Origin of the sequence: Bifidobacterium vansinderenii, assembly GCF_002234915.1 — a bacterium.
In the GTDB taxonomy this organism is placed as follows: Bacteria; Actinomycetota; Actinomycetes; order Actinomycetales; family Bifidobacteriaceae; genus Galliscardovia; species Galliscardovia vansinderenii.
In genome coordinates this window covers 69,646-90,568 of the sequence record NZ_NEWD01000026.1, presented here as the reverse complement: position 1 = coordinate 90,568, position 20,923 = coordinate 69,646, and the positions used below count along the sequence as shown (strand labels likewise).

At 61.7% G+C, this 20,923-nt stretch carries 20 protein-coding genes; 4 read left to right on the top strand and 16 right to left on the bottom strand.

Annotated elements, in window-relative coordinates:
• Positions 1-12 precede the first annotated feature (12 nt).
• From Tam10B_RS09255 to Tam10B_RS13595, 4 genes are all read right to left on the bottom strand, one after another.
• A complete protein-coding gene (locus tag Tam10B_RS09255; protein WP_093960950.1) occupies positions 13-1,284 on the bottom strand; it encodes a Fe-S-containing protein in 1,272 nt (423 codons plus the stop codon).
• A 230-nt stretch (positions 1,285-1,514) separates the two neighbouring features.
• Complete coding sequence (locus tag Tam10B_RS09250; protein ID WP_198947574.1) at positions 1,515-2,150, bottom strand: iron transporter; 636 nt, start codon at positions 2,148-2,150, stop codon at positions 1,515-1,517.
• 68 nt (positions 2,151-2,218) lie between these two features.
• On the bottom strand, positions 2,219-3,925 hold the full coding sequence (locus tag Tam10B_RS09245; protein ID WP_093960966.1) for an FTR1 family iron permease: 1,707 nt from the start codon (positions 3,923-3,925) through the stop codon (positions 2,219-2,221).
• 290 nt (positions 3,926-4,215) lie between these two features.
• Positions 4,216-4,593 (bottom strand): hypothetical protein, encoded by a 378-nt coding sequence (locus Tam10B_RS13595; RefSeq protein WP_233133680.1) that lies wholly within the window; start codon positions 4,591-4,593, stop codon positions 4,216-4,218.
• On the opposite strand from Tam10B_RS13595, the gene Tam10B_RS09240 reads away from it, so the two are divergent.
• Positions 4,580-5,563: an FAD:protein FMN transferase gene (locus tag Tam10B_RS09240; RefSeq protein ID WP_233133679.1), complete on the top strand. Its 984-nt coding sequence runs from the start codon at positions 4,580-4,582 to the stop codon at positions 5,561-5,563. The genes Tam10B_RS13595 and Tam10B_RS09240 overlap by 14 nt on opposite strands.
• On the opposite strand, the gene Tam10B_RS09235 is transcribed toward Tam10B_RS09240, so the two are convergent.
• From Tam10B_RS09235 to Tam10B_RS09210, 6 genes are all read right to left on the bottom strand, one after another.
• Positions 5,560-6,552, bottom strand: a complete 993-nt coding sequence (locus Tam10B_RS09235) for an aldo/keto reductase (protein ID WP_093960948.1) — start codon at positions 6,550-6,552, stop codon at positions 5,560-5,562. The two genes, Tam10B_RS09240 and Tam10B_RS09235, sit on opposite strands and share 4 nt — an antisense overlap.
• A 173-nt stretch (positions 6,553-6,725) precedes the next feature.
• Complete coding sequence (locus Tam10B_RS09230) at positions 6,726-7,037, bottom strand: helix-turn-helix domain-containing protein (protein WP_198947573.1); 312 nt, start codon at positions 7,035-7,037, stop codon at positions 6,726-6,728.
• Positions 7,015-7,407: a type II toxin-antitoxin system RelE/ParE family toxin gene (locus tag Tam10B_RS09225; RefSeq protein WP_093960947.1), complete on the bottom strand. Its 393-nt coding sequence runs from the start codon at positions 7,405-7,407 to the stop codon at positions 7,015-7,017. Before Tam10B_RS09225 ends, Tam10B_RS09230 begins: the two co-directional genes overlap by 23 nt.
• A 184-nt stretch (positions 7,408-7,591) precedes the next feature.
• Positions 7,592-9,433 (bottom strand): ABC transporter ATP-binding protein, encoded by a 1,842-nt coding sequence (locus tag Tam10B_RS09220; RefSeq protein WP_093960946.1) that lies wholly within the window; start codon positions 9,431-9,433, stop codon positions 7,592-7,594.
• A gap of 234 nt (positions 9,434-9,667) precedes the next feature.
• Positions 9,668-11,467 (bottom strand): ABC transporter ATP-binding protein, encoded by a 1,800-nt coding sequence (locus Tam10B_RS09215; RefSeq protein ID WP_093960945.1) that lies wholly within the window; start codon positions 11,465-11,467, stop codon positions 9,668-9,670.
• A 136-nt stretch (positions 11,468-11,603) separates the two neighbouring features.
• Positions 11,604-12,065 carry a MarR family winged helix-turn-helix transcriptional regulator gene (locus Tam10B_RS09210; RefSeq protein ID WP_158214188.1) on the bottom strand — a complete coding sequence of 154 codons (462 nt, stop codon included), beginning with the start codon at positions 12,063-12,065 and terminating at the stop codon, positions 11,604-11,606.
• 343 nt (positions 12,066-12,408) lie between these two features.
• Here Tam10B_RS09210 and Tam10B_RS09205 point away from each other — a divergent pair, with 343 nt between their 5' ends.
• Positions 12,409-13,932 carry an amino acid permease gene (locus tag Tam10B_RS09205; protein ID WP_093960943.1) on the top strand — a complete coding sequence of 508 codons (1,524 nt, stop codon included), beginning with the start codon at positions 12,409-12,411 and terminating at the stop codon, positions 13,930-13,932.
• A gap of 193 nt (positions 13,933-14,125) precedes the next feature.
• Here the strand turns inward: Tam10B_RS09205 and Tam10B_RS13020 are convergent, their stop codons facing one another.
• Positions 14,126-14,476: a hypothetical protein gene (locus Tam10B_RS13020; RefSeq protein ID WP_143248623.1), complete on the bottom strand. Its 351-nt coding sequence runs from the start codon at positions 14,474-14,476 to the stop codon at positions 14,126-14,128.
• Positions 14,477-14,489: 13 nt separating this feature from the next.
• Between Tam10B_RS13020 and Tam10B_RS09195 the strand changes: the two genes are divergently transcribed.
• Positions 14,490-14,759 carry a hypothetical protein gene (locus tag Tam10B_RS09195; protein ID WP_143248622.1) on the top strand — a complete coding sequence of 90 codons (270 nt, stop codon included), beginning with the start codon at positions 14,490-14,492 and terminating at the stop codon, positions 14,757-14,759.
• A gap of 53 nt (positions 14,760-14,812) precedes the next feature.
• Here Tam10B_RS09195 and Tam10B_RS09190 read toward each other — a convergent pair whose 3' ends face one another.
• From Tam10B_RS09190 to Tam10B_RS09175, 5 genes are all read right to left on the bottom strand, one after another.
• Positions 14,813-15,715 carry an alpha/beta fold hydrolase gene (locus Tam10B_RS09190; protein WP_158214187.1) on the bottom strand — a complete coding sequence of 301 codons (903 nt, stop codon included), beginning with the start codon at positions 15,713-15,715 and terminating at the stop codon, positions 14,813-14,815.
• A gap of 321 nt (positions 15,716-16,036) precedes the next feature.
• Positions 16,037-16,672, bottom strand: coding sequence for a hypothetical protein (locus tag Tam10B_RS09185; RefSeq protein WP_143248621.1), 636 nt, complete (start codon positions 16,670-16,672; stop codon positions 16,037-16,039).
• Positions 16,672-17,043: a hypothetical protein gene (locus tag Tam10B_RS13015; RefSeq protein WP_143248620.1), complete on the bottom strand. Its 372-nt coding sequence runs from the start codon at positions 17,041-17,043 to the stop codon at positions 16,672-16,674. Before Tam10B_RS13015 ends, Tam10B_RS09185 begins: the two co-directional genes overlap by 1 nt.
• Before the next feature lie 91 nt (positions 17,044-17,134).
• The gene (locus tag Tam10B_RS09180) at positions 17,135-18,595 is read right to left on the bottom strand and encodes a complex I subunit 1 family protein (RefSeq protein WP_143248619.1); all 1,461 of its coding nucleotides are present in this window, start codon (positions 18,593-18,595) and stop codon (positions 17,135-17,137) included.
• Positions 18,596-18,628: 33 nt separating this feature from the next.
• The gene (locus tag Tam10B_RS09175; protein ID WP_158214186.1) at positions 18,629-19,321 is read right to left on the bottom strand and encodes a response regulator transcription factor; all 693 of its coding nucleotides are present in this window, start codon (positions 19,319-19,321) and stop codon (positions 18,629-18,631) included.
• Between the two features lie 247 nt (positions 19,322-19,568).
• Between Tam10B_RS09175 and Tam10B_RS09170 the strand changes: the two genes are divergently transcribed.
• Positions 19,569-20,879: a zinc-dependent alcohol dehydrogenase family protein gene (locus tag Tam10B_RS09170; protein WP_198947572.1), complete on the top strand. Its 1,311-nt coding sequence runs from the start codon at positions 19,569-19,571 to the stop codon at positions 20,877-20,879.
• The last annotated feature ends 44 nt before the right edge of the window (positions 20,880-20,923 follow it).

The following is a 20,923-nucleotide window of genomic DNA, read 5'->3' as shown; positions in this document are numbered from 1 at the left end:
CTTCACCTCCCCTTACTTGAAGTGCTGCGACAGCGCGTCGAGATCCGCCGTCTGGATGGTGATCTTGCCGTTGCCGATCTTGTAGTTGAACGGGATCGGGTTGCAACCGCCCTTGAAGCCGATGGTGGCGAGGTTGATCGCCACGTCGCAGCGCTTGCAGATGATCTTGCCGTTCTCCTCGTAGTAGCCGGCGTCGCCGCACGTCTCGCACGCGTCCAGACCGATGCCGTACGCGCCGCCGTTCTTCTTGATGATGATGAAACGCATGGTGGTGCCGTCCTTCGCCTTGTATTCAAAGCGGTGCAGATGGCCGTCCTCCACCTGGGAGAAGTTGATCGTGGCCACGCCCTTGCTCAGCGAATACGGTTCCGGCGGCGAAAGCTCGGGCACCTTGTTGTTCTCGTACACGCCGAACGTGAGCGCCACGGTCACGCCGATCATGGCGACGAGACTCCACACGCTGGCCGCCAGCGCGCGACGCTTGAACGCGATGTGCGTACGGGCGATGGCCTCATTTGCGCCGGTCCTCGGCATCCTGAATCCGGCGATCAGCGATGCGACGACGGGGATGACGAACACGAGCGCCTGCGCGAGCGTGAACTGAATCTCGTGGTTGTGGAAGAAGATGAGGGCGCGGAACGCCGGACCGTGCAGCACCAGGATCAGCATGTTCATCATCAGCGAGAACAGGTCGGTCAGGTGACGAATGAGGATCAGCACGACCAGCAGCAGCGCCGCCGCGGTGAACGACGCGCGAACGGCCGTGGAGCGCATCGTGCGGAAAATGGCCGCCGTGACGATGGCGGTGCCCACGCCGAGCAGGAAGCCGAGCGCGCGCAGCAGCATTTCGGAGGTGAACGGCGACTTGCCGGTCTCCACGAAGTTGGTCAGCTGCAGGATCACGTCGGGCGTGATGTAGAAGGTGGTGCATGCGATGCCGGCCGCGGCGGCGAAGTTGCCGAGGTGCAGTGCGACCGGATGGTCATGCCAGTTCTTCGTGAGTCTGTGTGCGGTGAGTACGACGGCGATCATGGCCACGTCGAACACGACCGCGAGGATCAGCGCCGGCAGGTTCACCGTGGAACGACGATCGATGACGGCCGTGCCGCGCAGCGTGGCGAACACGAGTGCGCCAAGCAGGCCCAGGATCAGGCCGATGAGACGCCAGTTCGCGCTTTTCGGTTTGTCGCGTCCCTCACCCACGGTGAGCAGTACGCTCATCACCATGACCAGCAGGCATGGCGACAGCATACCCGGCAACGCCTGCACATATTGTCCAAGCATTCATCAGCCTTTCGTTGTTGATGTTCAGTTGTGCGTTGTGGTGCGTCACGTTTGTGTCACGTCACGCTGTTTTGCGCGTTTCCATCCAAAAACGCGTAGAGGGCATTCCGGCGATTCACCTCCCTCGTGGGGAGCGAATCGGCGGAATGCCCTGGGGTGTAAGTTCCCGATCAGCCCCTTGCGGGGCGCGTCGGAACGTTACCTCACGCTATTTGCGAATGGTACCGCGATCACCACTGGTGAACGGTGTAGTCCCAATCGAAGGAGGCGGTCAGCGGCTCGGTCCAGAAGCGGCCCTTCACACCGGTCTCGGGATCCACGTGCAGGGTCCAGCCGTTCTCCTGCGGGGAGTGGATGGTGAAGGTGAGCTTGTACTCGCCGTCCTTGTCGAGCTTCAGGTTGGCGCCGTAGTGCGGGCCGTCGTCGGCGTTCATTTCCATGAACGTACCCTGCTGCACGTTGTTCGGATCGTTCTTGTCTTCGATCTTGTAGTCCACGGTCAGCTTCGGGATGAACTCGCCCTCGGCGTAGCCCAGCTGGTTGTTCTTCAGGGCGTGGATATCGGCCTCGAGGTGGAGGTTGGACTCAGCAGCGGACAGACCCTGGCCTTCGGGGTACATGTCGACGGGCTGGAAGTACACGGCGGCCACGTTCAGCGGGCCGACCTCCTGGTCGTCGCCGATCGGGATCTCCTCGAAGCCGGCGCCACCATCGGTGCTCTTGGACTCGGTGGTCTTGGAGCTGGAGGAGGAAGCGCTCTTGTCGGAGCTGGAGGAGGCGTTGGAGTTGCCGCAGGCGGCGAGCGAGAACGCCATGGCACCGGCGGCCACGACGGCCAGCAGAGCCTTGATCTTGTTCTTCATCATTTCTCTTTTCCTTTTCTGTTGGGATTTTGGAAAAATCTTGGGTTTGTATTCGTGGATCGCGTCTACGTCTACTTGGCGGGCTTGGCGGAGGAGAGCTCGGCCTTGGCCTTGCGCTGCTTGATGAAGCCGACCACGAACAGGGCGATCACGGCGACCGCGGCGAGGGCCTGGGCCACGATGGTCTCCACGTACGGGTAGAAGCCGAGCCAGTCGTTGGTGGGCACGCCGTTGAGGTACATGCCGCCCAGGGCGTCGCCTTCGATCAGCGCGTGCACGCCGCCGCCGGCGAAGACGACCACGAGGATGGACATCAGGATCGAGGTGACCAGGAAGAACGGGCCGATCGGGATCTTCACGGAGGTGAAGCGGATGATCAGGAACACGATCACCAGCACCACGGCCGCGGCGATGCCGCCAATCCACATGCCGCGCGAGTCACGGCTCATCGAGTAGATCGACTCGTAGAAGATCACGGTTTCGGCGCCCTCGCGGAACACGGCGAGGAAGCTCAGCATGGCGAGCGAGACCATGGTGCCCACGGTCGTCTTCTCGCCAGCGGCGGCCACGGCGTCGGCGGATGCCACTGCGGACTCGGTCTTGTTCTTGATGTACTTGTTCCACGCTTCGACGCTGGACTTGTTGAGCATCCAGTTGCTGGTCCACAGCAGCATGCCCATGGCGATCAGGGCGCACACGCCCTCCATGATCTCCTGGATCGGGCCGCTACCGCCGAAGAGCAGGCCGAAGAGCACGGCCACCACGCCGGAGCCGGCCAGACCGGCCAGCACGCCGACGTAGATCCACTTGACGAAGCGCTTGTTCTCGGACTTGATCAGGTAGGCGATGATGGCGGCCACCACGAGCAGCGCCTCAAGGCCCTCACGGATCAGGATCAGGAAGGCCTGGCCGACGGAGCTGGTGATGAACTTGGTGAAGCCGTTGACGTCGTTGGCCGCGCCACCGTCGAGCTTGCCGGCGTCCTCCACCAGCATGGACTTGAGGCTGGTGATGTACGGGGTGGCGTCGGTGCCGGCCACCATGGCCTTGCGGGCCTCCTTGAACGTGGATTCCACCTTGGAGACGCGGTCGCCGCCGATGGCGTTCATCACGTTCTTCTCGAAGCCGAGCTTCTCGTAGTACTGGTAGTAGGCGTTGTTGACGAGGTCGGAGCCCTTGCGGCCGTCGCCGGCCTTGGCCGCCTTGAGCGCCTTGTCGAGGATCGGGGTCATCTCGTTGGCCACGTCGGTCCAGGTGCGGTCGCCCTTGCCGGTGTTCTTGTTGACCTTGTTGGCCTCGAGCGTCTTGCGCTGGGCGTTGGTCTTCTCAGCGCGGGCCGTGTAGTATTCCTGCGGCTTGAGCAGGTCGGAGGCGTTGTCGAGCTGGGTCGCGGTGTCGGCGATGTCGGCGGTCAGAGTGGCGATGCCGGAGTCGATGTCGCCTTCCTTGCCCTGCTGGTAGGCCAGTGACTTGATCGCGTTGAACTGCTGCTGCTGCGACTGGAACTTCTCCTGGCCGAGCTTGTCGATCGTGGCCTGGGAGAAGTTGGTGGACACGTAGGTGATGCTGTAGGCGGAGTTGAACGCGGAGGATGCGCCGGAATGGTCACCGTTCTTGTAGTCGGTGGAGCCTTCGTTCAGCTGCTCGGCGATCTTGTCGGAGATCTGGGTCCACGTGGTGTAGTCGAACGACGCCTTGGTCGGCACGCCGTCGGAGCCGGACGCGGCCAGCGCGGCGTTCGGGGACACGAAGAGCGCCGCCACCATAAGCACCGCCATGATCACGGCCGCGAAGACACGAATGACGCCGCGGACCGCGCCGCCGGAGATGCCGGCAACGGCGTTTCGCCCATGGCGTACGAGTGTCGTGCTCAGTGAACGCATAGATTCCTCTCAATTTCCGCCACTGCGGATCCCCTCTCGAAAACCAATGTTTTCAATAGTTCCACAGCATTTTCATGAACCGTTACGGAAACTTAGAGCCACTTTTCCGAAAAAGAAAGTCTTGACATTTTTAAGAGTACGTGGTAGTTAGTGCCCTCAATTGAGGCGTGACGATGTGTGAGCGCTCACAAAACGGTGTGCGCCTTATGTTTTGTCCATTTGTGTAAATTATTGGCCATCGCCCAAAAAATCGTCTCGATAGTTGGGATAGCACAAATCGAAGATGCCCTCGGAAGAGCATTGGAAATTCGCGGGAGCCGCTCAGGTAACTTCGATTTGTGAACCGCACCTACCATAAAACCCATGGAGAACTTCCCCGGAAACGTATGCCACGGTTCATCAACGCCCTTGGAATCCGGCGTCCCCGCGAACGGGAACGCGTCCCGAAAGCCTTCGGAAGGCCCCGTCGCCGTCAGCTTTCCCAACGCTTTGGGAGGCGGGATCATCATCACCTCATCACAGCGGATCACCTCCTCCCTGCGGGATCGCATGGCATCACGCATCGAGGAGTTCGAACGAGCGCTGTCGCGGTTCCGCGAGGATTCGATCGTTTCGGCCATGGCCCGTTCCCCGCATGGGGGCCGGTTCGAGTTCCCCGACTTTGCACGCCCGCTGTTCGAGTTCTACGACCGCCTGTTCGCCGCGACCGAAGGTGCAATCGACCCGTGCGTGGGCGAGGACCTTACGCGTCTGGGCTATGACGCGAATCTGACGTTTCGCATGGAATCCGGGGCATTCGCGCATCTCGGCCGGGAACACGGACGCGCCACCTGGGACTCGGTGCGCCGCGACGGCACGACGCTCATCACCACGGGCCCGGTGCGCTTGGATTTCGGAGCCGCAGGCAAGGGGTACATGGTGGATCTGCTTGGCGGCATGGTGGAACGGCACGCCAGCGATCAGGCCAATACGCGCCCGCTGCACTATGTGATCGACGCCGGCGGCGATCTGCGCGTAAGAACGAGTCCCGGACCTGCCGTGTCGCATTCGGGCACGAGCCCATCCTCGGCGACGTTGCGGACCGCTGACGCCACCGGCACCGCCAAGGACCCTGCCTTCGGAAGACGTCCCGCCCGCATCGCGCTCGAGGACCCGGACGACACCACACGCGCCGTGGGACTGCTCGAGCTCGCATACGGATCGCTATGCGCATCGGCACCGAGCCGCCGGCGCTGGCCGGTAAGCGGGACACAAGGGAGCGCGGCAGGGACCGAGGCCCTACACGAGGCCCATCACCTGCTCAACGCGATCGACGGGCTCCCCGCGAACGACGTACGCGCATCATGGGCGCTGGTCGAAAGCGCCAGTCCCGAACCGTATCCGACCATGGTGGCGGACGGACTGGCCACGGCGTTGTTCGTCACATCAGCGGCCGCGCTCGCCGAATCATTCGACTTCCAGTGTGCGATCATCACCGAGGAGCGGATACTGGCCAAATCGCAGGGCTTCCCGGGACGGTTCTTCGTGGCCTAACGCGCCACAGATTCGTCGAGGAAGCGCAACTCGTCGGGGGTGAGGATCAGCCGCGTGGCGGCAAAGGAGTCCTGGATCTCATGCGGGTTGCGGGCGCTGGGAATGGTGAACAGACGGTCGTACTGGGCCATCTCCCATGCCAGCACCACGCGCTGGTACGAGCAGTCGTGCACGGCGGCCACCGTACGGAACGCGTCGTACTTGCGCTGGTCGATCTTGTCGAGGAACCCGCCGAGCGGCGACCAGCAGACGAACGCCAGTCCGCGCTGTTCGCAGTATTCGAGCGTGTGATCCGGATCGGGGAACGAGGGAGAGAACTGGTTCTGCACGGCCACAAACGCGTCGTCGAGAATCTCGCTTGCCGTTTCGATGTCGGCGGCGTCCACACGGGAGATGCCCACGTAGCGGACCACGCCCTCGTCGACGAGCTGACGGAACGCGCCCATCTGCTCGTCGTACGGCACCTGCGGATCATGGCAGTGCGAGTAGAGCAGGCTCAGCGTGCCGACGCCGAGCCGGAGCGCGGATTCCTTGGCCTGGCGGATGATGGTTTCGGGACGGGCGTCGGCCTGCCATCCGTATTCGCCGAAGTTGTTGCCGGACACGGCGCCGGTCTGGTCGGCGATGGCGGAGCGGTCGGTGCCAGATTCCGTGTCGGACGCGGCGGAGTCGGCGGTCGCAGCCGGCGCGGACAGCGTGCGCAGCCATCCGGTCTTGGTGGCCACCAGCACCTCGTCGCGCGGACCGTCCCACGTGTGCAGCGCCTCGTAGACGAGCTTTTCACCGTAGCCGAGATCCTCCGGCTCGCCCGTACCCGGTTTGCTCGGCAGATAGTACGACCATGCGGTGTCGAGGTAGCGCACACCCTCGTCGAGCGCGGCGTGGATCGTGTCGATGGCCTCACGCCGATCCGTCGGACGGCCCTCAATGGCGAGCGCCATCGTGCCCATGCCCAGTCTTGGTGTTTCGAATCCTGCCAGCTTCGCCATGCGAATCCCCTTTCACTGCCCGGCGGGGTCATACGCCATGCGCCCTAGGCGTTGTACACCACGCGGGATGCGGATTATCTCACGATCGTCTCCGTCGTCTCTCAACCCTCCACCTTAGCGGGTGGATTCGCATCGTACGATCTGCGTTTCCCGAAGCGCAGTGGCCGCCGAGATCACGAATCCAGCAGCGTGGTGTGCCCGTTCACCGTGATCTCGATGCGCAGATGGCCGCCCACGGCCTCCACGTAGCGTTTGAGCGTGCCGACCTTGATGGAGTCGATCTCACCGTTTTCGATCTGCGAGATGCGCGGCTGGGAGATGTGCAGCGCGCGTGCCAGTGCCTGCTGCGGAATGCGGAGTCGCCGCCTCAGTTCGCGGAGCTTGTATGCGCGGATCTCGGCGATCATGCGCTTCTTCTCGCGTTCCACGGCGGCCTCGTCGACCGGACGGATTTTCAGAATGTCATCGATGGTCATCGGCTTCATTGCGTTCCTCCATATACGTGTTCCATCGTTGTTCGGCCAGAGGGATATTGGTTTTGTACCACGCATCCCACTTCCCTCGTTTGTCTCCGGCCACCAGCATGACCGCTCGTCGTTCGGGATCGAATGCGAACAGCATTCTGATTTCGCTGGTTCCGGATGATGGCGGACGTAGTTCCTTGAGATTGTGAATGGATGAGTGCCGGATCGAATCCACCAAAGGACGGCCCAGCATGGGCCCACGCTCCCCCAGTATTTCCAGAGAGGCCATGACCTGCGCATAGGTTTCCTCATCCAAGGACAGCAGCCAGTCCCCGATGAGTTCGAGTCGCACCACCCATCGTTGTCTCCTGCGCGAATATAACGTTTTCATTATATCCTCCGTTTCCGTTCGCGTCGTCGTTGACGTGTTCAGATTGCGGAGGAATGGGTGGGGAACGTAAGGAAGAGCGACGAATGTGCGCCGGTGTGGCCCCCCGTTGGCTTGGACCTTTGAGAGCGGGGCTCCCCTCAGTCCGCCAAAAGCGGACTGAGGGGAGCCGGGACCGCCCTGGCGCCTACGCGGCGAGGGTGGCGAACTGGCTGTTGTAGAGGTCGGCGTAGAAGCCGCCGTCGGCGAGCAGTTCGTCGTGCGTGCCGCGTTCGATGATGTCGCCGTCCTTCATCACGAGGATCATGTCGGCGTTCTTGATCGTGGACAGTCGGTGCGCGATCACGAACGACGTACGTCCCACGGTCAGCTGGTCCATGGCCTTCTGGATCAGCTCCTCGGTGCGCGTGTCCACGGACGAGGTGGCCTCGTCGAGGATCAGGATCGGCGCGTCCTGGATCATGGCTCGCGCGATGGTGAGCAGCTGCTTCTGGCCGGCGGACAGACTGGTGTTGTCGTTGAGCACGGTGTCGTATCCGTCGGGCAGCGAGCGGATGAAGCGGTCGAGGCCCACGGCGCGGCAGGCGGCCTGCACCTGCTCGTCGGTCACGCCCTGCTTGGAGTACACGATGTTCTCGCGGATCGTGCCCTCGAAGGTCCACGTGTCCTGCAGCACCATGGCGAACTGGTCGTGCACTTCGGCGCGCGGCACGGACGCGGTGGAAACGCCGTCGATGCGGATGTCGCCGCCGTTGAGATCGTAGAAACGCATGAGCAGATTGACCATGGTGGTCTTGCCGGCGCCGGTCGGGCCCACGATCGCCACCTTCTGCCCGGCCTTTACGCTGGCGCTGAAGTCGTGGATCACGAGCTGGCCCGGCTTGTAGCCGAAGCTCACGTGGTCGAATTCCACGTCGCCGCGCAGACCGTTGGAGTCGCCGGCCTCGTCGGTGATGCGACGGCCCTCGAGCGCGGTCTCGTCGCTCATCTCCGGCTCCTCGAGGAAGCCGAACACGCGCTCGGACGCGGCGGCGCAGCGCTGCAGGTTCTGGAACGCCTGCGCGAACTGCGACAGCGGCTGCGTGTACAGGCGGATGTACATCATGAACGCCACGATCACGCCGAATTCGATGTCGCCGTTCATGGCGAGCGCCGCGCCCACCACGCACACGGCCACGTAGCCGAGGTTGCCGATGAACTGCATGATCGGCATCATCAGGCCAGACAGGAACTGCGACTTCCAGCCGGACACGTACAGACGGTCGTTGTACTTCTCGAACTGTTCGATCGACGAGTCCTCGCCGGAGTATGCCTTGACGATCGTATGGCCGGCGTACATCTCCTCCACGTGGCCGTTGACCTCGCCGAGCGCGAGCTGCTGCAGCGTGAAGTACTTCTGCGACGCCTTCATGATGACCATCATGATGATCAGGCCGATCACGCTCACGCCGATCGCGGTGAGCGTCATGATCACGTTGTTGTGGAACATCATGACGAGCGATCCGACGAACAGCGTGACCGCCGTGATGAGCGAGCCCAGCGACTGGCCGAGCGTCTGGCCGATGGCGTCCACGTCGTTGGTGATGCGGCTGAGCACGTCGCCGTAGCTGACCTTGTCGAAGTATTTGAGCGGCAGACGGTTGATCTTCTTCGAGATCTCGTCGCGCAGACGCTGTGCGGTGCGCTGGGTGACGGTGGCCATGATCCAGCTCTGCACATAGGTGAGCAGCGCGTAACCGACGTACAGCACCACAAGTGTGACACAGATCGTCGTGACGGCGTCCATGTCGATCGAGTTCATGACCGGGCGGCCGTTGACCATGGCGGGCAGGCCCTTGGTGATCTCGTTGGTGACGTCCTTGAGTTTGTCCGGTCCGATGATCTGGCAGACGGTTCCGGCGGCGCCGAGAATCAGCGCGATGATCATGGCGGGCAGATACCGCTTGCAGAAGCGGACGAGTTTGCCCATGATCTTGCCGAAGTCCTGCGGTTTTTCGGCCGCTGCACGCGGTCCCATTGGTCCTGGCATTGGTTCTCCTTAATAAGTTCTATATACGTATTCGCGTCGAGCGAGTTGAAGCGTTGAGGTCGAGCACCTCATCAGTCACGCTGCGCGTGACAGCTTCCCCTCAAGGGGAAGCCGGCTTCGCCATCCCATTCCTTCCCCTTGAGGGGAAGGTGTCCGGCGTAGCCGGACGGATGAGGTGACGCCGACGAAGTCGGCAAAGCGGGTGCATCGGCCTTCAGCCGATTCCTCCCTCCCCTACGCGGCGAGCTCGGTCTGGGAAAGCTGGGATTCGGCGATCTCGCGGTAGACGTCGCAGGTCTCGAGCAGTTCCTTGTGCGTGCCGTGGCCGACCACGCGGCCGTCGTCAAGCACGATGATCTGGTCGGCGTGCATGATCGTGCCGATGCGCTGCGCGACGATCAGCTTGGTGGAGTCGGCGCATTCGCTGGCGAGCGCCTCACGCACCTCGCGGTCGGTGCGGAAGTCGAGTGCGGAGAACGAGTCGTCGAACACGAGGATCTCCGGGTGACGCCATACCGCGCGGGCGATGGACAGTCGCTGCTTCTGGCCGCCGGACACGTTGGAGCCGCCCTGGGCGATCTCGGAGTCGATGCCGTGGGGCATCTTGTCGACGAATTCGCTGGCCTGGGCCACGTCGATGGCGGCGTGCACGGAGTCGGGATCGACGGCGCCGGACGAGGTGGTATCCACGCCGGCCGCGGTCGTATCGCCGTACGCCACGTTGCTGGTCACCGTGCCCTTGAACATCACGGAACGCTGCGGCACGTAGCCGATCCTGTCGCGCAACGCCTTGAGCTCGTAGTCGCGCACGTCCACGCCGTCGACGAGCACCTGGCCCTCGGTGGCGTCGTAGAAGCGCGGCACAAGGTTCACCAGCGTGGACTTGCCGGAGCCGGTGGATCCGATGAACGCCACGGTCTGGCCGGGCTCGGCCTTGAAGCTCACGTGTTCGAGCATCGGCTCGCGCGAATCGGGGTACGTGAAGCTCACGTCGCGGAACTCGACCTCGCCGCGCAGCTCGTTGCCGGCCGCGTCGCGCTCGCCGGCGGTGCGGGTGCCGTCGGTCACTGTCGGCTTGGTGTCGAGCACTTCAAGCACGCGCTTGGCGGACACGTCGGCGCGCGGCCAGAGCACGAACACCATGCTCATCATGAGGAAGCTCATGATCACCTGCACGGAGTAGCTGGAGAACACCACCATGTTGGAGAACAGGGTGAGCTTGTCGGTCATGTCGGCCGCGTCGATCAGGTAGGCGCCGATCCAGTACACGGCGAGCATCAGGCCATTCATCACGGTGTTCATGAGCGGCATCATCACGCTCATCGCGCGGTTGGTGAACAGCTGCGTCTCGGTCAGGTCGGTGTTGGCCTTGTCGAACTTGGCCTCCTGATAGTCCTCGGCGTTGTAGGCGCGCACCACGCGCAGGCCGGTGAGGTTTTCACGTGAAACGCGGTTGATGTTGTCGGTGATCGTCTGCATGGCCTTGAACTTGGGCATGACCAGCGCCATGAGGATCACGATGGCGACCATGAGGATCGCGACGGCCACGCCGGTGGCGACGGTCCATTCGAAGCCCTTGCCTGCGATCTTGCACACGGCCCACACGGCCATGATCGGCGACTGCACGAGCAGCATCAGTCCCATGGTCACGAACATCTGGATCTGCGTGATGTCGTTCGTGGATCGGGTGATCAGGCTGGCGGACGAGAAGCGGTTCATCTCGGCCGGGCCGAACGATTCGACGCGCTTGAACTCGAGCGAGCGCAGACGCTGGCTGAACGATGCGCCTACACGTGCGGTGATCAGGCTGATGAGGATCATGCACGTGACGGCACCGAGCGAGACGGCGAGCATCTTGCCGCCGGCCACCCAGATGTCGTGCATCTCGCTGCCGGGCGTCTCGACGAGTCGGGTGATGTCGGCCATGTAGTCGGGCAGTTCCAGGTTGAACCAGATCTGCGCGATGATGAGCAGCAGGCCGACGAACAGCTGCCCCCATTCGGCCTTGGATAGATATTTGCTGATTCTGATCACGATTGTTCCCCTATGGTTTCTTGTTCCTTGCGATTTTTATTTTGGGTAGTCATTATTTACAGTGTTCAAGATGAGGCAAAAGGAAACCCCGGACGCACCGGGGTCGCCGTCATGCCGTCACGGCAGTGCCATCAGGTCAGAGCGCACACGGCGGCCCTTCGGGCGGCGACGGAAAGCCTTCGTCAAGCATGTAGCCGACGAACTCCTTGCATCGGTCGAGAAACTGCCTGGTGTGCTCCTCCCCCATGCGCTCGAATACGCGGACGAAACGGTCATGCATCTGCGTAAAGGCCTCGCGATCCGCTTCGCGCCCAGCGTCGGTGACGCTCACCAGCACGTTGCGACGGTTGGACGGATCGGTTTCGCGTACGATCATCCCCTTTTTCTCCAGCCGATCCAGGATCGCGGACACACGACCCGGGCTCACGCCGAGCGCATCGGATATACGCCCCGGCGTCAGCGGCACGCTCGACACAGCCAGCATGTGCAGCGCCGGTATCTCGCCCTTGGCCCCGCGGCTGACCTTGTCGATTGCCTTGCCGCGAGTGCGCATCGAGAGCGCGAACATCTCCGCGACCGCATCCTCGGCAAATCCCATGGCATTCCCTTTCTCGATTCGCCGCGCCCGCGATCGCGCCGGCATTGCTGCCGGACCCGTCGCCCTCTTGCGGCTTCCGAGATATTTTCTACCACTAATATTTTACAGTGTCAAATATTGGCGTTCCCCACGGAGGAGAGCACCGGCTCTTTCGGTTTCGATGGACAGAATGCGCTTGGTGACATGTGGTACGACTACCCTCGGTACACGTTGACCGAACGATGCCGGCACCGACACCATCGGCGAAGGCACCCGTACCGCACGTTTCACGTGGAACATTTGCCAACAGCAGTCAGATCCACGCGAAACATGCCGCAAGACTCAGAGAGGAAGGGGAAACGCCATGGCCGAGAACCAATCGACCAAGCCGCGCGAGACCGACGACGTGCCGGTCCCCGCATCACTACGCAAATCACTGAAGAACCGCCACATCCAGCTCATCGCACTCGGCGGCGCCATCGGCACGGGCCTGTTCTACGGCTCGTCCGAATCCATCGCGCTCGCCGGTCCGTCGATCCTGCTGGCCTACCTGATCGGAGGCCTCGCGATCTTCATGATCGTGCGCGCGCTGTCCGAAATGTCGGTGGAGGATCCGAAGGCCGGCGCCTTCAGCTACTACGCCACCCAGTACTGGTCCAAGCGCGCCGGATTCGTGTCCGGCTGGAACTACTGGTTCAACTACATCCTCGTGTCGATGGTGGAGCTGTCCGTGGTCGGCTCGTTCGTGAACTACTGGTTCCCCGCCATCCCGACGTGGGTGTCGGCGGCCGCGTTCCTCATCATCATCGCGGCGGCCAACCTGCTCGGCGTCAGCCAGTTCGGCGAGTTCGAGTTCTGGTTCGCCATCATCAAGATCGTGGCCGTGGTGGCCATGATCCTCGGCGGCCTCGCCGTGATCGTCTTCGCACTGCCCACCGATTCGGGTGTGCCCGCCAGCTTCGCCAACTGGTTCAACATCGACGGCGGATTCTTCCCGAACGGCCTGATGTCGCAGTCCTCCGACGGCTCATGGACCGGCCTGCTCATGGCGCTCGTCGTGGTGATGTTCAGCTTCGGCGGCACCGAGCTCATCGGCATCACCGCCGGCGAGACCGAGGATCCGCGTCGCACCATCCCTCGTGCGACCAACGACATCATCTGGCGAATCCTCGTCTTCTACATCGGTGCGCTCGGCGTGATCATGGCCGTGGTGCCGTGGAACACGATCGACGGCAAGTCCAGCCCGTTCGTGCAGATCTTCGACTCCGTGGGCGTGCACGTGGCCGCCGGCATCCTCAACTTCGTGTGCCTCACCGCCGTGATGAGCGTCTACAACTCCGGCCTGTACGCCAACTCCCGCATGCTGTACTCGCTCGCCAAGCAGGGCAACGCCCCCGCCTACCTCGGCAAGCTCAACAAGAACGGCGTGCCCGTGGCCGGCGTGCTCACCTCCGCCGTGATCACCGCCATCGCCGTGGTCGTGGTGTTCCTGTGGCCCGAGTTCGCGTTCAACTACCTGATGTCGATCGCCACCATCGCCGGTGTGATCAACTGGACAATGATCATGATCACCGAAATGAAGTTCCGCCGCGTGGCCGAAGCCGGCAAGGCGCCGGAGGATTCCGCGCTGCACGGACTCTCCGGCAAGGAGGCGCTCGCCGCGATCCACTTCAAGCTGCCGTTCGCGAAGGTCACCCCGTGGGTGGTGCTCGCGTTCCTCGCGCTCGTGGTGGTGCTCATGTGCTTCTCGCCGAGCTACCGCGTGGCCGTGATCGCCGGCGTGATCTGGCTCGCGATCCTGTTCGTCAGCTACCAGCTCACCCAGGTGAAGAAGCAACAAGGTAGAAGCGCGCCTCCCGGTTCCTGCCCCTCCTTAGAAAGGGTATAAAACCGGGAGACATGAGGCGCGCGACCTGCCCACACCCGATTGTGCTCCCTCCTGGGGAGGGAGCTGTCCGCCCGTTAGGCGGACTGAGGGAGGGCTCCCCCGCAACCACCATAATCAACCCAACAGTGCCCGGACCGTTCCCCAATGGCCCGGGCACTGCCATATCCGCCGGGATATCGCCGTCCTACGCGATTCACAGCGCCAAACGGAAGTTTGCGACGGGGCCGGACGGATGTTTGGCGCTGTGAATTGCGAGGAGATGCGCGGTGGCCTCGTCGTTATAGACACCATTCGACCAGACGTCGTCACTGCTGTCCACAAACGTAGACAAAGCTTTTCCCATCACACCCGTTGTAAGGCTATTTTTCATAATGCCCAATACCGAGACCGGCGGGTACATTACTTGGGTAACGTCCCAGTGAATGCCATTCGTGATGTGGGAGGGATGCTTCGGCTTCTCTCCCGCATCACAGAGATAAGGAAGACTTGTGCAACGTTCCAAACTATCTTCCATAGCTAAGATGGCTGGTTTCGCAGTCATCATATGCGGAATAGCGTTGAAGGATCAGCGCTCCTCGGCATATTTGCATTTGGCCATAGGCTGCCTGATCGCCGGAGCCGCACTGCTGCTGTTCGGACTTCTCCGGGAGAATTTCCGGGATCAACAGCATACGGCGGTGCGCAGAGCGGATATCGCGCTGACGATCATATGGATTACGGCGCTGTTCACACATACGGCATTCAACTTTTCAATCGGCTGGATTATCGCCAGCTGCGCAATTCTCGCGCAACTCGTACTCCGGTATATTTCACGAACAAAACAGTAAAGGTTACCGATTGCTCAGATAGCGGATTCAACGACGATCGGCAGCGGCCCCAATCAGCACCGGTCCCAGAATTGCACCAGCGACTTGGCGAAGGGTTTGGGCTGATCGTCCTGGGCGAGATGACCGGCGTTATCGAACGCGACCGGCGCAATGCCAAGCGCGGCGGCCTCATCGTCGTAGACATCGTTCGGCCAGACGTCGTCATTCTTGCCATACATGATATTGATCGGCACGCCATGTTTCACGTGAAACATTTTGAGTTCGTCAGTCACATCGCTGAACTTCGTCATAAAATCGGCGACCGATGCCAGATGATACTTCGACGACGCATGCATGCACTGACGAAACAGCTCGGCCAGACGATCGGCCTGCGGCTCGTCGCGCAGCTTCGGCCGATACGCCCAATACATGACCATCGGACCGAGCAGACGGATGATCGCCGGACCCGCCTTGATCACCGGAGACAGTTTCACAGGCACCGCGCCGGAATCGAACACCGTCAGCGAGCGAAGCAGCTCCGGCCGACGCAGCGCCACGCGCCGCGCAACCACTCCCCCGAAACTATGGCCGACCAAGTCGATCGGACGATCGGCGGCACCCAGCCGTTCCAGCACCTCGCAGCCATCGGCCACGAAATCGTCAAGTTCGTAGGCATTTCTATCGTTCGGTGCCGCAGAGTCTGCTTGACCGCGCTGCGAATACGCGACGATGGCGAAATCGTCATGACCGGTCGAGCGCAGTTCGCGCCACAGATACGGAAAGAACGGGATGAAGTCCTCTTTGGACCCGGTGAATCCCGGAATGAACACGGCCACGCGCCTGGCGGTGTCGAGATTGCGCGACGCCATGGCCGTGAGGCGCCCCACCGAGCAGTCGATGCCGAACGTGCGCATGAACTCCGGCGTATCGAACGGCCCGAACTGCGGCACCCGCGGAAATCTGAGCTTATCGTTCATGACGCACCTCCTTGGTGATGTCACCTTATGGTGTATCACATTCGGCGACAGCCCAACCCCGATAGTTCTGGTCCTTTCTCTGAGAGAAGCATCAAGCTCAGCGCTCGAATCCCTCCCTCTGTCACGGCATGCGCCGTGACATCTCCCTCCCTTGGAGGGAGAACAAACGGTTGTGGGCCAAATACCGGAGTTCTCCCTCCCGAGGAGGGAGATGTCGTGACGAAGGCACGACAGAGGGAGGACTCTCAGGCACCGGCCAGACATTTATCGCACGCTCCCCTCAGTTGCCTTTGGCGACTGAGGGGAGCCAAGGCATGAGGCCTACTGCAAGTTGCCGAGTGGATCCCGACCACAGGTGTAGACCTGATCGTTCACGCCACCGGTCTCAGGGTCGGGTGTATACGGACCGGTCCGATTCTCGGAATCCCGTTCGTAATCGGCTTTCGAATACGTCTTGTCGACCAGACCGTTGTCGATCAGACACTGGATCGTCGCCTTCGCCATGTCACGCGCGTCCGGGTTCCGCAGCGCCTCGAAATAGACGTTGTATACGTCGGCGAATCCCTGATCGGTGTCACACTTGCGAGCCACCGCCTCGGTCTCGCCTCCGCCGTTCGCATCACGCGGGATCACGGTTGCCGTCAGATCATCGTCGTACAGGATGTCGTAGCCTTCCGCAGCGTAGCAGTCCATCTGCTGACGCTGCAGATCGTTCATTTCCTGCGCCGTGATGACCCCGTCCTTCATGATGTCGGCGATCATGGCGGAATGCGTGCGCTCCTGAATCTGCTTCAGCTCCCGCATCTGCGACGACGCCAGCCGAACCGTATCCCGCGTGAATGCCTCGCTCCCCCGCGACGATACGCCCCTCGTCGGTGCGCTCCCGCACCCGGCCAGCGCGGCGCAGAGCAGGAGCACGATTGAGGCGAGGATGCGCACACGATACGACTCAGACATCAAGAATTCTCCGACTTATTCAATACCTGAGTCCAAGATGCCTTAATTCGGCTCGTATCAGCAGACGATAAAACAACCTTACTGACGCCCTTACCATATCCAATATTTTGGAACGGTTTTACTGTGCCCCCATGAAAACTTTTCTTTGTCCACCCATAGCTGATAGTCACCCAGTGACGAATACCACCATCGCAATCAATATTGCGGCTCATAACTGTATACGTGTGATACGTGCAAAATCGGAGAGGCTGCATCGAATCCGCTTGCGCAGTTTGAGCGACTCCGAATGATCCTAAGGCAAACAGCATCGCGGCGGCAGCGGCAATGCGAGCTTTCAGGCTGTATCTCTTATTAAAGAGCGACATCCGCATTTGCGAATACCTTCTTTCTTCATCTTTTTACAACACTGTGGAGCGCTCTTAAGATATTGAAATTCGAAAGCGGACGGCAATGCGGGTGTCCTCAAATGTGGACGACGGTGGAGCGAGTGGGGATGGTGGCTTGCAGCATCCAGCTGTCGTCGATGGCGGCATACGACAGGGAGCCGCCGACGCCCTGCAGTTTCCGCCGATAGTAAGGTAGCCCGGCCTGTGCGCCGGTGTCGGCGTTACCAAGTCCGGCAACGTCGACACCACCATCGTCATTGCGAGCAACGTCGTCATTGCGTGCGGCACTGCTGTTGCTATCGCCCTCACGACGCGACCGATCATCATCCGAGGCGATGGCGTTGGTCTGCGTAATGCGGATGCCGCCATCGGAGCAGATAATCGCGATCAGATAATCGTCACATAATCGTTTGTTCAAGCATTTACCATATTCCGAACGTTTGGCGTATTTGAGAATATTGACGAACAGTTCGCCGAGAAGTTGCTCGGTCAACTCGCCGACTTCCTCATCACATCCCATGGCACTCCCGGAGATCCGTATCGTACCGCGCAGATTCAACAGGTCAAGTCGGTGACACCAGTCCTCGGAGACCCGGACCATCCGACGAACCACGCCATCGGGCACAGCACCGATCTGCCCGTCTGCGCGGACATTCACATGGTCATTCACGCGGACGTCTACCCCATCATCAACGGCATCGACCCCCACCGCAGCAGTTCCTTCCCCGGACGACCGTGACGACTCGGCGGACAGCACTCGCACGGCCTGCCAGACACTGTGGAGCGCATCGGCCGTCTCCTCATTGACCAACTTCCACGACTGCATGCCAACATTCTGCGCATCAACACTCACTTCTGAATTCGCACGCTGCTCGCTGAGCGCGGAGACGAATGCCAGCCGCCCGGCGACCGTGTCATGAAGCACATGCACCAATTGCAGGTCTCGCTGCAGTTGCGCCAGCTCTCGCTCCCGTAGTCGCAGCCGGGTCTCCGACTCCTGCGCGTCGGCGCGCCAACGGAAAGTTAAACCAATAAATAAAGGGGTGGCGGTCATCATGGCATCACCCACCCAGCCCGCCAATGGCATGGTCAGCATCCACGTATGCAGGCTCACGAATCCCATGGCCGACGCAATGGAAATCATTCCCAATGCCACGGCCGAAACAGTGTTGACCTCGAACGCCAGCAAGCCGATCAGCGCATACTGGGCCCAGTCCGCCCACGATGTCCCCAGCACCCCGCCCATAGGAACGGACACCATCATCGCGAGTGCGGCCAGCATGGCACCCCAACGGAGATCGGCCATGGCAATCAGCAGAGACATGATCAACGCCGTCATCGCCAAGATCTCGGGCCTTGGCATGCCGTCTCCGGCAGTCCACAGCGGATACCAATCCAACAGGGAGAACACGATGGCGAGCGCAAGTGCAGCAATCCTCAAACGATGGGTCCGGATAAAATCGACGATGGGTTTTACCACCGTATTCACACTGGGCCGATCATTGCCCGCCGCTTCGCTCACTATGGTCTCGCTCATATCCGAGGCGCTCCTGCCCATCATGACCGTCCTCTATTCGTCCCGCATCGTGACCCACAGCATGACCGCCTGACTCAGTGTGGCGGCGTGCAGTTTCGCTTTGATGCGCTTTACGTGCGTGCGCACGGTGCCGGACGCGATGCCGAGCTCTGCGGCGATCCGCTCCTGAGTCTTTCCCTCAGTGCATGCCTGCAGTACGTGCAGTTCCGTGGGCGACAGCGCGTCCACGCCCTGCGGCGGAGTCTCGCGCAACCGACGGTACGCTGTTTCGGCCGTCTCGAATTTCGTTCCGCATTTCGGAAGATCCACACCGGTAGCGAGCACGCGGCCGAATGCATCGAACACCGCGTTCATCGACTCCTTGCCGACCAGTCCTTGCGCTCCGGCCTCGTTCGCCTTGCGCGCGTAGAGCTCCAGAGGGAACGACGTGATTCCCAGCAGACGGACCCGCCTGTCGCGACGCCGAATCTCCCGGCATACGCGGATTCCCGACATATCTGACAACGACATGTCCACAAGCAATATATCGGGGGCAGTGTTGGGATCCAACGTTTTGGCAATCGCCTCGTGGCCGTCCATAGTTGTCCAGATGACGGTCACGGCGCGGAATCGTTGCGCCAGCAGTCCGGCGAGCGCGTTCAGCGTGATCGAATCGTTATCGACGATCGCCACGCGGATATCGCCATGTCCGGCGGCGCCACTGCCGCGTGTCTTCGGGTCGATCATACTGTCTCCTGTGCTCGTTCGATCATCAAGCAGTATATGAGGTTTGGCGCGGTTTTCGAGGTTTTCGGGGAGGGGAGCCGCGGATATGTAATGTCGCGGGCCTCCCGTGTGGGACATCGAATTGTGCTAGACCTAGAGAGGATAGTGCGTTGCTGCATGTCGAGGTCTGACATGCCGGCGCATCAGGGGCGGAAGAACAGACGAAGAGGTAATCACCAAGCAGTTGGGGAAAGGCGAGACAACAGGCATGACAAGCGACGAGACAGCGAACCCGACGACGGGCGACAACGCCAACGGCACCCCGAACACCACAACCGAGAACACCGAAAACACGGGCGCCACGAACACGGCGCCGACTCCGGAGACCACCGAAGCAGCGACCGCCAACGCGTCCGCATCAGCAACAACACCGGCACAGGCATCAGCCCCGACGATCACGCCCGGCGTGACCACCATGCACGCATGGCAGGTGCGCGAGAACCCCGGCCCGATCGAAAACGAACCGCTCGAATGGATCGAGAAGCCGATCCCCCAGCCCGGCCCCGGCCAGGCGCTGATCCGCATACTCGCCTGCGGTGTGTGCCGCACCGATCTGCACGTGTCCGAAGGCGACCTGCCCGTGCATCTGCCGCATGTGACCCCCGGTCACGAAGTGGTGGGCGAGATCGTGGCACTCGGCGCCGACCAGGGCGTTGACATCCACGGTCAGCGCGTGGAACTGCGCGTCGGCGAGCGCGTGGGCGTGGCCTGGCTGCGGCACACGTGCGGCGAATGCGACTACTGCGTGTCCGGCAAGGAGAATCTGTGCCGGCATTCGCTGTACAACGGCTGGGATGCGAACGGCGGCTATGCGGAGTACATGGTGGCGCCCGACGACTACATCTACCCGCTCGACGGTCTGCTTAACAGCGGGTATTCGCTGGAGACCGCGGCCCCGCTCATGTGCGCGGGCATCATCGGCTATCGCGCGCTGAAGCGCACTGGTCTGCTTGACGGTGTCACGTTCGCCGACATCGAGGCGGGTCGCGCCCGTGAGCGCATCGCCGAGATCGTGGGTCATCGTCCGGCTCTGGGATTGTATGGGTTCGGCGGCTCGGCGCATATCACCGCGCAGGTGGCGCTGGCGTTGGGCATGCGCGTGCATGTGCTGACGCGCGGTCGTGACGCGCAGCGACTGGCATTGAACCTGGGATGTGCGTCGGCGAACGATGCGTACGATCAGCCGGATGAGCCGTTGGATGCGGCGATCATCTTCGCCCCGGTCGGGGCGATCGTGCCACCGGCGTTGGAGGCGCTGCGTTCGGGCGGCGTGCTGAGCCTGGCGGGCATCCATATGAGCGACATACCGTCGCTCAACTACGAGCAGCATCTGTTCCACGAGAAGGAGATCCGCTCGGTGGAGTCGAACACGCGGCGCGACGGGCGTGAGTTCCTCGCGTTCGCGGCCACGCATCCGATCAAGATCGACGCGCATCCGTATCCGTTGGATCAGGCTCAGAAGGCGCTTCAGGATCTCAAGGCGGGCGCGTTTACCGGCGCGGCCGTGCTTAGAGGGTAGAGCGGTTCACAAATCGACGATACCCGTTACGAAGTGTTGAAATT